Here is a 13,936-nt window from a genome sequence, read left to right as displayed (position 1 = left end):
CCATGTCACACCGGCGACCCGGCGTGTCGCGCCGGGAAAAGGGGGCCACGGCGCGGTCAGCGGGGCACGATCAGCCGCTGACCAGGCCGAATGATCGACCCGGAGAGGCCGTTGAGCTCCCTGATCAGATGGACGGTGACGCGGGGGTCGCGGTTCGGCCGGGCGCGCGCGGCGATCGCCCACAGGGTGTCGTCGCCGTCCACCACGACGGTGCGCACCCCGGTGGGCGGCCCCTGGCGAACGTCGTCGCCGGCGCGCGCGCCGCGCCCGGCGGTCAGCCAGAACGCCACCACCAGAAGCGCCGCCACGGCCGCCACCAGCACCACGCGGCCGCGGCGGGTGAGCCGCACCCCTCCGGACGGCCGCCGCCCGCCTGGAGGGGGCACGGGGTGCGGACGGCGGGTGCGCGCCGGTGGACGGGTGGCCACCGGGACGGCCCGGATCTGTTCGCGCCGCCGAGCGCCGCACCCCACCGGGTGCCGTTCACGGCGGATCGGGCCGATCACGCACCCCCTGGCCGTCGAGCCCATCCGGGCCTCCTCGCGATGTCGGTCGAGATTCGAATGCGAGTTCGATCGAACGGATGTACGATTTCTATCGCAGGCCGACGCGAAACGCGAGCACCTTCTTCGAACAGTTGTTTGATCATCATGTCCGAACGCGCTAACGTTCACCACAGTGAGCGACCACCGCCCCACCGGGCGGTGCGAGCCACCGACCAGGGCGGTGAGCGCGGCCCATCACGGTGGGACGCGGACCGACCAGACGACGAGCGAGCGACCGCGACGAGGCAGGCCGGCACCCTCGCGCGACCGGAGGCGAGCGAGCAGATGAGCAAGGTCCGGGAATTGCCCGACGGCCCCAAGGACGAGAGCGGTCTCACCCAGCGGCAGCGCATGGTTCTGGAGGTGATCCGCGACTCCGTCCAGCGCCGCGGTTACCCGCCGTCGATGCGCGAGATCGGCGAGGCGGTCGGGCTGACCAGCACGTCCAGCGTGTCGCACCAGTTGCGGACGCTCCAGCGCAAGGGCTTCCTGCGGCGCGACCCCAACCGGCCGCGCGCGGTCGAGGTTCGGGTGCCGGGCGCCACGCCGGTCCGCACCGCCTCTTTCGAGGGCGATGAGGCGGCTGAGGAGGCCACCGCCCGGCCCGCACCGGCGTACGTGCCGCTGGTCGGTCGGATCGCGGCGGGCGGCCCGATCCTGGCCGAGGAGGCCGTCGAGGACGTCTTCACCCTGCCCAAGCAACTGGTCGGTGAGGGCACCCACTTCCTGCTGAAGGTCAGCGGCGACTCGATGATCGACGCGGCGATCGCCGACGGCGACTGGGTGGTGGTGCGGCAGCAGCCGGTGGCCGAGAACGGCGACGTGGTGGCGGCCATGATCGACGGCGAGGCGACGGTCAAGACCTTCAAGTTCAAGGACGGCCATATCTGGCTGATGCCGCAGAACACCGCCTACGAGCCCATCCCGGGCGACGACGCCTCGGTCCTCGGCCGGGTGGTGGCGGTCCTCCGCAAGATGTGATCCCGGCCGCGGAGCCGCCGCCCACCCGCACACACGGGCGGCGGCCCCGCGGCGCCAGGATCAGCCGGGGACGATGTTGACGATCTTGGGGGCGCGCACGATGACCTTGCGGATCTCCGCGCCGCCCAGGGCCGTCTGAACCCGCTCCGAGGCCAGGGCCAGCCGCTCCAGCTCGTCGGCGGCGATGCCGGGCGGCACCTCCAGCCGGTCGCGGACCTTGCCGGCGACCTGCACCACGCACGTCACCGACTCCTCGACCAGCAGCGCGGGCTCGGCCACCGGCCAGCCCGCGCGCGCCACCGGAGCCTGCCGGCCCAGCACCGACCAGGCGTCCTCGGCGGTGTAGGGGGCGAACAGCGACAGCAGCACCGCCACCGTCTCGGCGGCCTCGCGCACCGCGGGGTCGGCCGCACCGGGCCCCGAGTCGATCGCCTTGCGGGCGGCCGAGACCAGTTCCATGATCCGGGCGATCGCCACGTTGAACCGGTGGGACTCCACCAGGGTGGTGACCTCGTCGATGGTGCGGTGGGTGACCCGGCGCAGGGCGGTGTCGCCGCCCGCCGGGTCGGTGCCGGAGGCCGCCTCGACCTCGGTGGCCACCCGGTGCGCCCGGGCCAGGAACTTGGTCATGCCGTGCGGCGAGACGTCGGCCCAGTCGATGTCGTCCTCGGGCGGCCCGGCGAACAGCAGGGCCAGCCGGACGACGTCCACCCCGTGGGCGGCGATCTGCTCGCCCAGGTCGACGCCGTTGCCCAGCGACTTCGACATCGCCTTGCCCTGGTTGATCACCTGGCCCTGGTTCAGCAGCCGGGTGAACGGCTCGGTGAAGTCGACCATGCCCATGTCGTGCAGCACCTTGGTGAAGAACCGGCTGTACAGCAGGTGCAGGATCGCGTGCTCGACACCGCCGGTGTACTGGTCGACCGGCATCCACCGGCGGACCTCCGCGACGTCGAACGGCCCCTCGGTGTAGTCCGGCGAGCAGTAGCGGAAGTAGTACCAGGACGAGTCGACGAAGGTGTCCATGGTGTCGGTGTCACGGCGGGCCGCGCCCCCGCACTTGGGGCAGTCGACGTTCACCCAGGACTCGGCGGTGGCCAGCGGCGACGTCCCCTTGGGGGCCAGGTCGGCACCGCGCAGGTCGGCGGGCAGTTCCACGGGCAGCTGGTCGTCGGGCACCGCGACCTCACCGCACGACGGGCAGTGGATCATTGGGATGGGTGCGCCCCAGAACCGCTGCCGGGAGACCAGCCAGTCGCGCAGCCGGAAGTTGACGGCGGCACGGCCCAGCCCCTTGTCGGCCAGGATCTCGGTGATCCGGCCGATGGCCTCACGCTTGCCCAGCCCGTCGATGGGACCGGAGTTGACCAGCCGCCCCTCGCCGGCGGTGGCGATGCCGGTCTGTGCCGGGTCGGGCTCGCCGGTCTCGACGACCACCTGGACGGGCAGCCCGAACTTGCGGGCGAAGTCCAGGTCGCGCTGGTCGTGCGCGGGCACCGCCATGATCGCGCCATGGCCGTACTCGGCCAGGACGTAGTCGGACGCCCAGACCGGGATGCGCTCGCCGTTGACCGGGTTGATCGCGTACCGGCCCAGGAAGACGCCGGTCTTCTCGCGCTCGGTGGACAGCCGCTCGATCTCGCTCTCCCGGGAGACCTGCTCGCGGTAGGCCTCGAAGTCGGCGCGCTGTTCGGGGGCGCAGATCTCGTCGGCCAGCGGGGCGTCGGCGGCGACGACGAAGAAGGTCGCCCCGTACAGGGTGTCGGGGCGGGTGGTGAAGACCGTGACGGGCTCGTCGCGGCCCTCGACGGCGAACTCGACGTCGGCGCCCTCGGACCGGCCGATCCAGTTGCGCTGCATCAGCAGCACCCGCTCGGGCCAGTTACCTTCCAGCTGGTCCATGTCCTGCAGCAGCCGCTCGGCATACTCGGTGATCTTGAAGTACCACTGGGTCAGCGTCCGGCGCTCGACCAGCGCTCCGCAGCGCTCGCAGTGCCCGCCGACGACCTGCTCGTTGGCCAGCACGGTCTGGTCGTTGGGGCACCAGTTGACCTGGCCGCCCTTGCGGTAGGCCAGCCCGCGCTCGTAGAAGCGCAGGAACAGCCACTGCGTCCACCGGTAGTACTCGGGGTCGGAGGTGTGCAGCCGGCGGGACCAGTCGAAGGAGGGCGCGTAGCGCTGGAAGGACGCGGCCTGGGTGTCGATGTTGGCGTAGGTCCACTCGGCGGGGTGCGAGTCACGCTTGATGGCGGCGTTCTCGGCGGGCAGGCCGAAGGAGTCCCAGCCGATCGGGTGCAGCACGTCGTGGCCGCGCTGGAACCAGTAGCGGGCGATGACGTCGCCGATGGCGAACGCCTCGGCATGGCCCATGTGCAGGTCGCCGGAGGGGTAGGGGAACATGTCCAGCGCGTAGCGGCGTTCCCGCCTGTCGTCCCCGGCGGCCTTGAACGGGTCGAGCTCCGCCCACCGGGCCTGCCACCTGTCCTGCACTGCCCGTGGGTCGTACTGCTCGTCGCTGCTCAACGGTCGCTCCGGATCCTTGGTACGGGGTGTCATGGACGCCTGGTCGCCGCATGAAAGAACCCCTCGCGTAGGAGGGGTCGCCGCGCCGAGTTCAGGATCTCAGCGCGGCCGGCGAAGCAGCAGGCGTGCTCTCATACCCCAAGACTAGCGCAACCGCAAGCGTCGGTGTCGGGCTTCGCGGCCCAGGAGAGGCCCGCAGGTGAGGGCACCGCACCACTGGCGGCGCGCCCGCCGAATAAGCCAGGATGAGCGGACAATTCCGGCACTAACGCCTTAGACCCCCTAGCTGCTGGCAAGGAGTGGCCCCCATGCTCAACCTGTCGGTCCTGCTCGAAGACGCCGCCCGGGAGACACCCGACCGTGACGCCCTGGTGTTCGGCGACATGCGTCTCTCGTACGCATTCCTCGACTCGGTGGCCAGCCAGGTGGCCGACCTGCTGGTCGCCAAGGGGATCCAGCCCGGCGACAAGGTCGCGCTCTCCTCGCCGAACGTGCCCTACTTCCCCATGGTGTACTTCGGGATCCTCAAGGCGGGCGCGGTCGTGGTCCCGCTCAACGTGCTCCTGAAGCCGCGCGAGATCGCCTACCACCTCGGCGACTCCGACGCGAAGGCGTTCTTCTGCTTCGAGGGCACCCCCGAACTGCCGCTCGGCGAGATGGGCTGGGCCGGGTTCCAGGAGACGCCCGGCTGCGAGCACTTCGTCCTGCTGCCCGCCGACCCCTCGGCGACCGAGCCGCCCTACGCGGGCGCCGAGCTGTTCTGGCCCGCGCTGGGCGGCCGGCCGGGCACCTTCGAGACGGTGCAGACCAGCCCCGACGACACCGCGGTCATCCTCTACACCAGCGGCACCACCGGCCAGCCCAAGGGCGCCGAGCTGACGCACGGGAACATGGTGCTCAACGCGATGGTCTCCGACCGGAACTTCGCGGGCACCGACCACGACGTGTCGCTGGTGGTGCTGCCGCTGTTCCACTCGTTCGGGCAGTCGGCCATCATGAACACCGGCATGCGCCGCCGGGCCACGCTCGTCCTGGTGCCGCGGTTCGAGCCGGGTCCGGCCCTGGAGCTGATGGCCCGGGAGAAGGTCACCATCTTCGGTGGCGTGCCGACCATGTACTGGGCGCTGCTGTCGGAGGCGGCCAACGCCCCGGTCGAGGAGATCGCGGCCAACCTGCACACCTGCGTCTCGGGCGGCGCGTCGCTGCCGATGGAGGTGCTCAAGGAGTTCGAGGCCAGGTTCGGGGTGAAGGTGCTGGAGGGTTACGGCCTGTCGGAGACCTCCCCCGTCGCCTCGTTCAACGTGCCCTACAAGCCCACCAAGCCCGGCTCGATCGGCACCCCCATCTGGGGCGTGCAGATGAAGCTGGTCGACGAGGACTGGAAGACGATCGAGGGCGAGGGCCCGGGCGAGATCGCGATCCGCGGCCACAACATCATGAAGGGTTACTACAACCGACCCGAGGCCACCGCCGAGGTGATGAAGGACGGCTGGTTCCGCACCGGCGACATCGCCCGGCGGGACGAGGACGGCTACTACTACATCATCGACCGGTCGAAGGACATGATCATCCGGGGTGGCTTCAACGTCTACCCGCGGGAGATCGAGGAGGTCCTGATGACCCACCCGGCCGTCTCGCTGGCCGCCGTGGTCGGGGTGCCGCACGACAGCCACGGCGAGGAGATCAAGGCGTACGTCATCCCCGAGGCCGGCACCGAGATCACCGAGGACGATCTGGTCGCGTGGGGCAAGGAGAACTTCGCCGCCTACAAGTACCCGCGGATCGTCGAGTTCCGGGAGACGCTGCCGATGACCGCCACCGGCAAGATCCTCAAGCGCGAGCTGCGCTAGGACCCTCGTCGAGCCGGCCCCGGTACCGGGGCCGGCTCGACGGCTCTAGTAGAGGATGTGCTCCTCGGGCATGCCGTAGGAGAACAGCCGGGCGTTGGCCATCAGCTGCCGGTCGGCGGGCCGCCAGGTGTGCCGGGACGGGTCGGAGTACCGGATCGTCATGAACGAGAACCGGTCGGTGGCGTAGGCGAGCACCCCGTCCTCGTACAGCCGGCGGAACAGGTCGGTGTCCTCGCCCTGCCCGAGGTCGGCGAACCGGTACTCGCGCAGCAGGCCGCCCCGGGCCAGCAGCGCCCCGCCGCGCAGGAAGCGCACGTAGCGGTGCTCGTGGTCGGGCCAGCGCAGCAGGGTCGCGCCGATCGACTCCAGGTACGCGTAGTGGGCCAGCTTCCCGACCACGTCGGCCTCGGTGTAGGAGAACGCCGCGATCAGGTCGGAGACGTAGTGCGGGCCGTACAGCTCGTCGTCGTCCATCTTGCCGATGAGGTCGCCGTCGGCGGCCTCGATGCCCAGGTTCAGGCAGGCGCCCAGGCTGTGCGAGCGGTCGAGGGCGAGCACCACGACGTCGTCGACCCCGGCCGCCCGTGCCTTCTCCTCGACCACCGCGGGGTCCAGGTCCAGCCCGTGCAGGATCAGGACGAGTTGCAGGGGGCGCCAGACCTGGCGGGCCGCCTGCTCGATCGCCTGGGCGAGCTGTCCGGGCCGGCAGGTGGGCAGCAGCATCGAGACCGCGGGCCGGGCCGGGGCGGGGTCGGGGCGGCCGAACGCGTCGAGCACGGCGGTGACCCGGTGGCCGTAGGTGTGCCCGGCGTGGATCTCCCGCAGCGCCAGGTGCGCCTGGCGGTCGCGCAGTTCGGGCCCGAACAGCAGCGCCCGCAGCACCGCCTTGGTGTCCTCGGGGTCGGTGACGACGGGCCCGAGTCCGGGCGGCGTCTCGTGCGCGTGCACCAGGGGGACGCCGGCCGCGGCGAGCTCGTACGCCCGTCGCGGGTCGCCCGCGTGCAGCGTAACCCGGTACTGCTTGCGGGCGGTCAGCAGGTTCTCCAGGGGTGGTTCGGCGGCGGGGTCGCGCAGATGCACGCCGAACTTCCCGGCGGTGGGGAGCATGTGCTCGGCGGCGGCGGTGTCACCTTCGAACGCGACCGGGTACCGGCCGTGGTCGGGGACCCTGATCGGGTGGTGCAGCCGGGGTTGGGCGGCGAAGGGCAGCTCGCCGACCCGGTCGGCGCCGAGCGCGCCGCGGTGCCGGTCGGCGGCCGCGGCGCCGGTGGCGAACACCCGGTCGAAGAGGCCGGCCGCGCCGGCCGGGCCGCCGGTGTCCCAGAACGCGGTGGGGATACCGCGCTCCCGGCACCAGTCCACCAGCTCGGCCAGCGGCAGGTCGGTGTCCACCGATTCGACGAACAGCAGGTCGGGCGGGTCGGTCTCGAACTTCTCCCGCCAGTCGTCCGGGCCGAACCCGTCGAGCTGCCGCCATTCGTAGCGCAGCACGGCGGCCGTGGCGGGGGCGAGGACCACCGCCGCGGTCAGCTCGGGCCGGGCGATCGGGCCGTCCGGCAGCGGCGAGGCGGGCGCGGGCTCCACCAGCGGGGCCGCGGGCTCGGCGGGGGGCGGTTCGATCTGGGCGGGCGGAGCCGGCGGGGCGGTGGAGCGCAGCGCGGCCCGGAGCCCGCCGGCCAGGGCGACCGGGCCGCGGCGGGCGGCCGACAGCGCCTCGCCCAGCCGCCACCACCGGCGTCCCTTGACCGATTCCAGCCGCCACTCGGCCTCGGCCGTCTTCCGCCGCTGCCGGGCCAGCTCGCGGTCGAGCCCGGTCAGCCGGCGGTCGCGCTCGGCGAGCCGCTCGGTCAGCCGCTCGATGGTCTGCTCACGGGACTCCTTCTCGTACTCGACCTCCGCCAGCCGCAGCTCCAGCGCGGCCCGCTCACCCCATGGCTCGACTGCCTCCGGTCCGGTCACCGGCACCCCTTGAGATTTCAGCCCTTGTTGGAAGGGACCAGGGTAGGAAGCGAATCCGGAGGCAATGCCCGACTTAGGCGTTATGCCATGAGTTGTTCACCCGCCCGCCGGGCAGCGCTCAGAACGCGTACGGCAAGTGCTTGATCCCGTTGACGAAGTTCGACAGCAGCCGGTCGGGCTCGCCCGTCGCGCGGATCTGCGGAAGCCGGGTGAACAGTTCCCGGAACATCACGGTGATCTCCCGCCGGGCCAGGTGGGCGCCGAGGCAGAAGTGCGGGCCGGGGCCGCCGAAGCCCACGTGGTCGTTGGGCGTGCGCAGGATGTCGAAGCGGTCGGGGTCGATGAAGACCGCCTCGTCGCGGTTGGCCGAGCCGTAGTACAGCACCAGCTTGTCGCCGGCCTTGATCTCGTGCTCGTTGAGCATGGTGTCGCGGGTGGCGGTGCGGCGCATCCAGATCACCGGGGAGCTGTAGCGGACGATCTCCTCGACGGCACCGCCGATCCGGCCCTCGAAGTCCGCCAACAGCAGCGCCCGCTGGTCGGGGTGCTCGGTGAACAGCCGCAGGCCGTGCGCGACGGCGTTGCGGGTGGTCTCGTTGCCGGCCACCACCAGCAGGATGAAGAAGGAGCCGAGCTCCTGGTCGGTCAGCGACTCGCCGTCGAGGTTGGCGTTGACGAGCGCGGAGGTGAGGTCGTCGGTGGGCTCGACCTGGCGCGCCCGGCCCAGCTCCTCGACCAGGTCCTTGAGGGTCTGGCCCGCGTTGAGCAGGCCGATGGCGACCTCTTCGTAGCCGCCCTCGCCGACGAAGTCGGGGTCGTTGCCGGCAAGGATGACGTTGGAGCACTCGTAGACCGTCGCGTAGTGCTCCTCGGCGATGCCCATCATGTCGCAGATGATCTTCAGGGGCAGCCGGGCCGCGACGTCGGCGACGAAGTCGCCGGTACCACCGGCCCGGATCTCCTCGACGATCTGGGCGGCGGCCTCCTCGACCTGGTCCTCGAACCGCTGGATCATGCGGGGGGAGAACGCCCGGGACACGATGCGCCGGATCTTGGCGTGCCTCGGGTCGTCCATGCTGATCATGGAGCCGAAGTACTCGTTCATGTCCGGCGGCATGTCCGGGATGTTGATCGCGCCCTTGCCCGAGCAGAAGTCCTGCGGCCGGCGGCTGGCCTCGACGACGTCGGCGTGCCGGGTCACCGCGTAGTAGCCGGGCCCCTGCGGCACGATGAACACCTCGGGCTCATCGAAGAAGGGCAGTTCCGGCCGGCCCCGCAGCACGCGGAACGCCGCGTCGCGTTCCGCCCAGGGACGCGCCCAGAACTCCCAGTCGGTCAGATTGATGTCCTCGGCCTTGAGCACCATCACACCGCCCACGCTAGAACCCGATTCGGTTTACATACATAGTGCCAGTGTCAAGAGGGTGGGCGCCAGGCTCAGCCACGGATCAGATCGGCGGCCTTCTCCCCGATCATCACGGCCGGGGCGTGGGTGTGGCCCCGGGCAGAAGGGCCACCGTCCCAGCCTGAGGTACCACTCTCCGGCCGTGTGCGTCCATCAATCGGCGAAGTTCGGCCCGTCTCGCCCGGGGGCCTTACACTCTCCACGTTCCGAGCCCCCCGCGGAGGGACCCATGAGACAGCGCGCACTGATGGCCGGCGTCCTGAGCGCCGGGCTCGTCCTCGGTTTGCCCGCCTGCGCGGCGGAGACGCACGGCGGGCAGACCGCCACGGAGACCGCCGGCTCCGCCTCCGGCAGCGCATCCCCCCAGGTCCGGCAGGTCGGCGGCGGCACCGCCGGCTTCACCCTCGACCTGCCGGCGGGCTGGACGCCCGTCGACCCCGCCACCGACCAGTCCGCGCTGGTGCGCACCACCTTCGGGATCACCACCGCGCCGCAGCCCGAACTGCTCACAGAGATCATGAAGGAGGCCCAGGAGCAGGGCGGGGCGTACGCCCTCGACCCGGCCAGCGCGAACGGCGACTACGCCGCGCACCTGTCGGCCCTGTGCTCCTCCGCCGGGCTCCTCGGCAACTCGATCGAGGCGCTGAAGAACTCGACCCGGAACCTGGCCCCCTCGTACGGTGCCGAGAACCTCCAGATCGCCGACGTGACCGTGGCCGGCAAGCCCGGGATCAGGATCACCTACGCCAGGAACCGGAAGGACGGCATCGCCGAAAACGTCACCGAGATCAAGACGCCCGCCCCCGGCGACAAGTCGTGCAACCTCTCCCTCACCGCCCGGCAGGGATCCCCGATCGCCGACCTCGACCGGATCATCCAGTCGTTCCGCCCCGAATGACCGGAGAGGCGCGCCCCGAACTCCCGGAGGACGGGAAGGCCGGAACGCCGTCCGGCCCGCTCCGGCTCAGCCCTGCGGCTCCCAGTCGGGGCGCAGCGGGAAACCGGACCGGCCGTCGTCGCCGAGCCTGACGCCCAGCGTCTGGTGCAGCTGGATCCAGTTCTGCTCGAAGCCCAGCCGGCAGCCGGCCATGTAGAGCCGCCACACCCGGGCGGTGCCCTCGCCGACCTCGGCGACCGCCTCGTCCCAGTGGTCGTCGAGGTTGCGGCACCAGCCGGCGAGCGTCATCGCGTAGTGCTCGCGCAGGTTCTCCTCGTGCCGGACCTCGAAGCCCGCGTCGTGCATCTCCGACAGGATCAGCCCGGGCCCCTCAAGCTCGCCGTCCGGGAAGACGTAGCGGTTGATGAACCCTTCCTTGCGGATCGACGCCTGGGTGTTGTCGGGCCGGGTGATGGTGTGGTTGAGCAGCCTGCCGCCCGGCTTCAGCCGCCCGTACAGGAACGAGAAGTAGGAGGGCAGGTTGGCCTGGCCGATGTGCTCGGTCAGGCCGATCGAGCTGATGGCGTCGAAGTCGTGCTCGGTGACGTCCCGGTAGTCGAGGTGGCGCACCTCGGCCAGTTCGGACAGGCCCGACTCCGCGATCGCCTTCTGCGCCCACTCGGCCTGCTGCTTGGACAGCGTGACGCCGAGCGCCTTGACCCCGTAGTGCCGGGCCGCGTGCATCACCATGCCGCCCCAGCCGCAGCCCACGTCGAGCAGCCGCATGCCGGGCTGCAGCGCGAGCTTGCGGGCCACCAGGTCGAACTTGTGGTACTGCGCCTCTTCCAGGGTCGCGTCGGGGCGCGGATAACAGGCGCAGGTGTAGGCCATGGAGGGGCCGAGCACCCACTCGTAGAAGGTGTTGGAGACGTCGTAGTGGTGGGAGATGGCGCGGGCGTCGCGCCGCTTGGTGTGCCGCAGGAACGACCGGCCGGTGCTGACCTCCTGCGGCGGTGGGGGCAGCCGCCGGGACACCGCGGCACGCAGCAGCGGATCGCCGGCCACCTCGCGGACGATCCGCAGCCGGTCGGCGAGGGACACGTCGTCGAACACCTGCTGCATGCGGCTGAGCGCGGTGTACATGTCGCCGCGGACGTCGAGATACCCCGCGACGTACGCCCTGGCCAGGCCGAGGGCTCCCGAGGAGTACACGAGATAGGACACCGCGTAGGGAGAGCGGACGTCGATCTGGATCTCCGACCCTGGCCGGCCGGCTCTGGATCCGTCGTAGGCGGCGAACTCCACTGGCGCCCCGGCACCCGTCAGCCGTTCGAACACCTTCGCCAGCGTCATGGTCTTTCCTCCTGTTCCGGGCGGCCCCTGACACGGACCGTCCACCCGCGAAGCGTCAGCGCCCCCGCACGCACTTGTCGTAGAGGTCCAACAGCCGTGAGCTCGGGTCGTAGCTCTCCTTGAGCCGTCGGTAGGTCTCCCCGTCGTAGTGCCGCCAGAAATCCTGACGCGTGTAAAAAGCCGTCGAGTAGAGGGATTTATGCCCTTTCAGTGCGGCGACCTTCCGCTCGATCAGCCGGTTGTGGTGGTCGGGAATCTGCCCGGTGGGCAGCGGAACCGTGCCCCAGAAACCCGCGTTGACATAGAGCTCGCCCGGTTGCAGGGGGTACAGCGGCCACCGTTCGCGGACGGTGGCCGGGCAGAGCCAGACCGGGCGCATGCCCACCTCGGCGTCGAAGAACTCCAGGAATTCCGGCAGCCGTTCGACGGGGACCTCGATGTCCTGGATGACGTCCTCGCGGGGCGGCCGGCCCCGCCAGCGGTCGAGCCGGGCGGAGAACTGGACGCGCTTGTCGAAGGCGACCAGCCGCCGGTAGACGTCGGACCGCTTGGCCTGATCCGGCCAGAGCCGGCGGACCAGCGGGTGCTGCACGCCGAACGGCCGGGAGCACCAGAACCAGTCGGTGTCCCACCGCCAGAGGTAGTCACGGACCGTCAGGTGGTCCTCCCGCAGCCGCTGGATCGAGCGGTAGTAGATCTCCTGGCCGCCGTAGTAGGAGACCTTCGGGGCGGTCTCGGCGAACGTGCCGACCGTGACGTAGAGCTCGGCCGGGGAGAACACCGTCCCGTCGACGAAGTCGATCGGTGCGCCGTCGTAGGTACCGCTCCCGGCGATCTCCTTGAGCGCCGTGGCACAGCTCGCCGGGTCGCCGAAGCGCAGGTGCCGCAGGTGGACGTACGGCTTGACCGGCTGGAGCTCGATCTTCAGCCGCAGCGTGTAGCCGAGCGTCCCGTAGGAGTTGGGGAAGCCGTAGAACAGGTCGCGGTGCTCGTTGTCGCGGGTGGCCGTGACGATCTCACCATCGCCCGTCATGACCTCCATCTCCAGCACCGACTCGTGCGGCAGCCCGTTACGGAAGGAGGACGACTCGATGCCGAGGCCGGTGACCGCGCCGCCCAGCGTGATGGTCTTGAGCTGGGGAACGACGAGGGGCATCAGGCCGTGCGGCAGGGTGGCGTCGACCAGGTCCTCGTAGGTGGTCATGCCCTGGACGTCGGCGGTACGCGACTCGGGATCGACGCTCAACACCCGATCGAAGCCGGACACGTCCAGGCCCGGTGCGGCGGACGGCTCGCGAAAGCGGAACAGGTTGGAAGTCCGCTTGGCCAGCCGGATGGGTGTACCGGGAGGAATCGCCCGGTACGACGTCAGCAACGCCTCGACCGCCCGATGATGGTCGTCCTTGACCGCAAGCTCAGCCACCGCGCCTCTTCCCCTATGAATTGGCCACCTTCAGTAAACCGATCATCCCACGTTTGATCCAGACATCCCGGGCGTAAGAGGCGTCACAGACCTCTTCCGGCCGCCGACATGCCGACTACACCAAGTGATGGTACGCGCACTCTCCGAGAGAGTACCGGGTGGCCCGGCGAACTCCGCGCCGCCCGGAAGGTCAGCGGACGAGCCGGAGGATCCAGGGGTGCCGGAAGCTCTGCCCGCCGAGGGCGCCGACGGCCGCGATCCCCGCGATGATCCAGGTGACGGCGTACACGATCGCCCCGAGCCCGAGGGTGGCGACGACCAGCAGCAGCACGCTCAGCTGGAAGTTCAGCGCCTCGACGGCGTTCTTGCGGACGAACGCCGACCGCTTGCCGCTCAGCAGCATGAACACCAGCGGCCCGACGAAGCTGGTCGCATAGCCGGAGGCGTGCGCGAGGGCGGCCAGCATCCGGTCCTCCCCGGTCGGGGCGGGCCCCGGCCAGGGTTCGAAGCCCGCCCCCCGGCGGGCCTGCACGCCGTGCTTCGGCGCGGCGTACACCGGTGGCGCCTGCACGCCGGGCATCCCCGCCGGGCCGCCCAGGTCGCCCAGCACCTGAGCCAGGTCCGCGCGCGTCTTCGCGGTCATCGCCAGATGCATCCGCATATCGAACTCGTCGTGGTCGAGCCGGCCCTCGGCGTAGGCGTCCTTGAGCCGTTCGAGCACCGGCTCCCGCTCGCTGTCGGAGACCCGTAGGTCTCCGGCCTGATAGCTGCTGTTCATGCCTTCCATGCTCGGCGCCGCGCATTCCCCTCACCATCGGGGAAGACCCTGGCTTTCCCCTGAGTGCCGCCGCGGTACCGGGGGTGGAGACCGCAGCTCCGGAACCGCGGCTAACTGTACTGCTCATGGACGTTGGTGACGGCGACACGGGCCGGATGTTGTTGAAATAGGGAGGACCTCCCAGGTGTGGTGTGGAGCTACCACACAGCCACTCCGCACCCGTAGGAGGTCCTCGTGCCCCA

At 70.7% G+C, this 13,936-nt stretch carries 10 protein-coding genes; 3 read left to right on the top strand and 7 right to left on the bottom strand.

Annotated features, from left to right (window positions below):
• Positions 1-56: 56 nt before the first annotated feature.
• Positions 57-530: a LysM peptidoglycan-binding domain-containing protein gene (locus tag DPM19_RS35085; protein WP_146779086.1), complete on the bottom strand. Its 474-nt coding sequence runs from the start codon at positions 528-530 to the stop codon at positions 57-59.
• A gap of 300 nt (positions 531-830) precedes the next feature.
• On the opposite strand from DPM19_RS35085, the gene lexA reads away from it, so the two are divergent.
• Positions 831-1,526 (top strand): transcriptional repressor LexA, encoded by a 696-nt coding sequence (lexA, locus tag DPM19_RS33210; RefSeq protein WP_111872064.1) that lies wholly within the window; start codon positions 831-833, stop codon positions 1,524-1,526.
• A gap of 60 nt (positions 1,527-1,586) precedes the next feature.
• Here lexA and leuS read toward each other — a convergent pair whose 3' ends face one another.
• Positions 1,587-4,049 carry a leucine--tRNA ligase gene (gene leuS, locus DPM19_RS33205; RefSeq protein ID WP_233511075.1) on the bottom strand — a complete coding sequence of 821 codons (2,463 nt, stop codon included), beginning with the start codon at positions 4,047-4,049 and terminating at the stop codon, positions 1,587-1,589.
• 308 nt (positions 4,050-4,357) lie between these two features.
• Between leuS and DPM19_RS33200 the strand changes: the two genes are divergently transcribed.
• Positions 4,358-5,899, top strand: coding sequence for a long-chain-fatty-acid--CoA ligase (locus tag DPM19_RS33200; RefSeq protein WP_111872062.1), 1,542 nt, complete (start codon positions 4,358-4,360; stop codon positions 5,897-5,899).
• Positions 5,900-5,944: 45 nt separating this feature from the next.
• On the opposite strand, the gene DPM19_RS33195 is transcribed toward DPM19_RS33200, so the two are convergent.
• Together DPM19_RS33195 and DPM19_RS33190 are read right to left on the bottom strand one after the other, a co-directional pair.
• Positions 5,945-7,858 carry a glycosyltransferase gene (locus tag DPM19_RS33195; RefSeq protein ID WP_233511073.1) on the bottom strand — a complete coding sequence of 638 codons (1,914 nt, stop codon included), beginning with the start codon at positions 7,856-7,858 and terminating at the stop codon, positions 5,945-5,947.
• A 118-nt stretch (positions 7,859-7,976) separates the two neighbouring features.
• Positions 7,977-9,224: a cytochrome P450 gene (locus DPM19_RS33190; RefSeq protein ID WP_111872061.1), complete on the bottom strand. Its 1,248-nt coding sequence runs from the start codon at positions 9,222-9,224 to the stop codon at positions 7,977-7,979.
• A 268-nt stretch (positions 9,225-9,492) separates the two neighbouring features.
• Between DPM19_RS33190 and DPM19_RS33185 the strand changes: the two genes are divergently transcribed.
• The gene (locus tag DPM19_RS33185) at positions 9,493-10,161 is read left to right on the top strand and encodes a hypothetical protein (protein ID WP_146779085.1); all 669 of its coding nucleotides are present in this window, start codon (positions 9,493-9,495) and stop codon (positions 10,159-10,161) included.
• 66 nt (positions 10,162-10,227) lie between these two features.
• On the opposite strand, the gene DPM19_RS33180 is transcribed toward DPM19_RS33185, so the two are convergent.
• From DPM19_RS33180 to DPM19_RS33170, 3 genes are all read right to left on the bottom strand, one after another.
• Entirely contained in the window at positions 10,228-11,493 is a 1,266-nt protein-coding gene (locus DPM19_RS33180; protein ID WP_111872059.1) for a class I SAM-dependent methyltransferase, read from the bottom strand.
• Positions 11,494-11,548: 55 nt separating this feature from the next.
• Entirely contained in the window at positions 11,549-12,916 is a 1,368-nt protein-coding gene (locus DPM19_RS33175) for an FAD-binding oxidoreductase (protein ID WP_111872058.1), read from the bottom strand.
• A gap of 190 nt (positions 12,917-13,106) precedes the next feature.
• Positions 13,107-13,694, bottom strand: coding sequence for a DUF1707 and DUF4870 domain-containing protein (locus DPM19_RS33170; RefSeq protein ID WP_111872057.1), 588 nt, complete (start codon positions 13,692-13,694; stop codon positions 13,107-13,109).
• Between the last annotated feature and the right edge of the window lie 242 nt (positions 13,695-13,936).

The organism is Actinomadura craniellae (assembly GCF_003289645.1).
In the GTDB taxonomy this organism is placed as follows: Bacteria; Actinomycetota; Actinomycetes; order Streptosporangiales; family Streptosporangiaceae; genus Actinomadura_D; species Actinomadura_D craniellae.
This window is presented reverse-complemented; position numbering and strand designations above follow the sequence as displayed.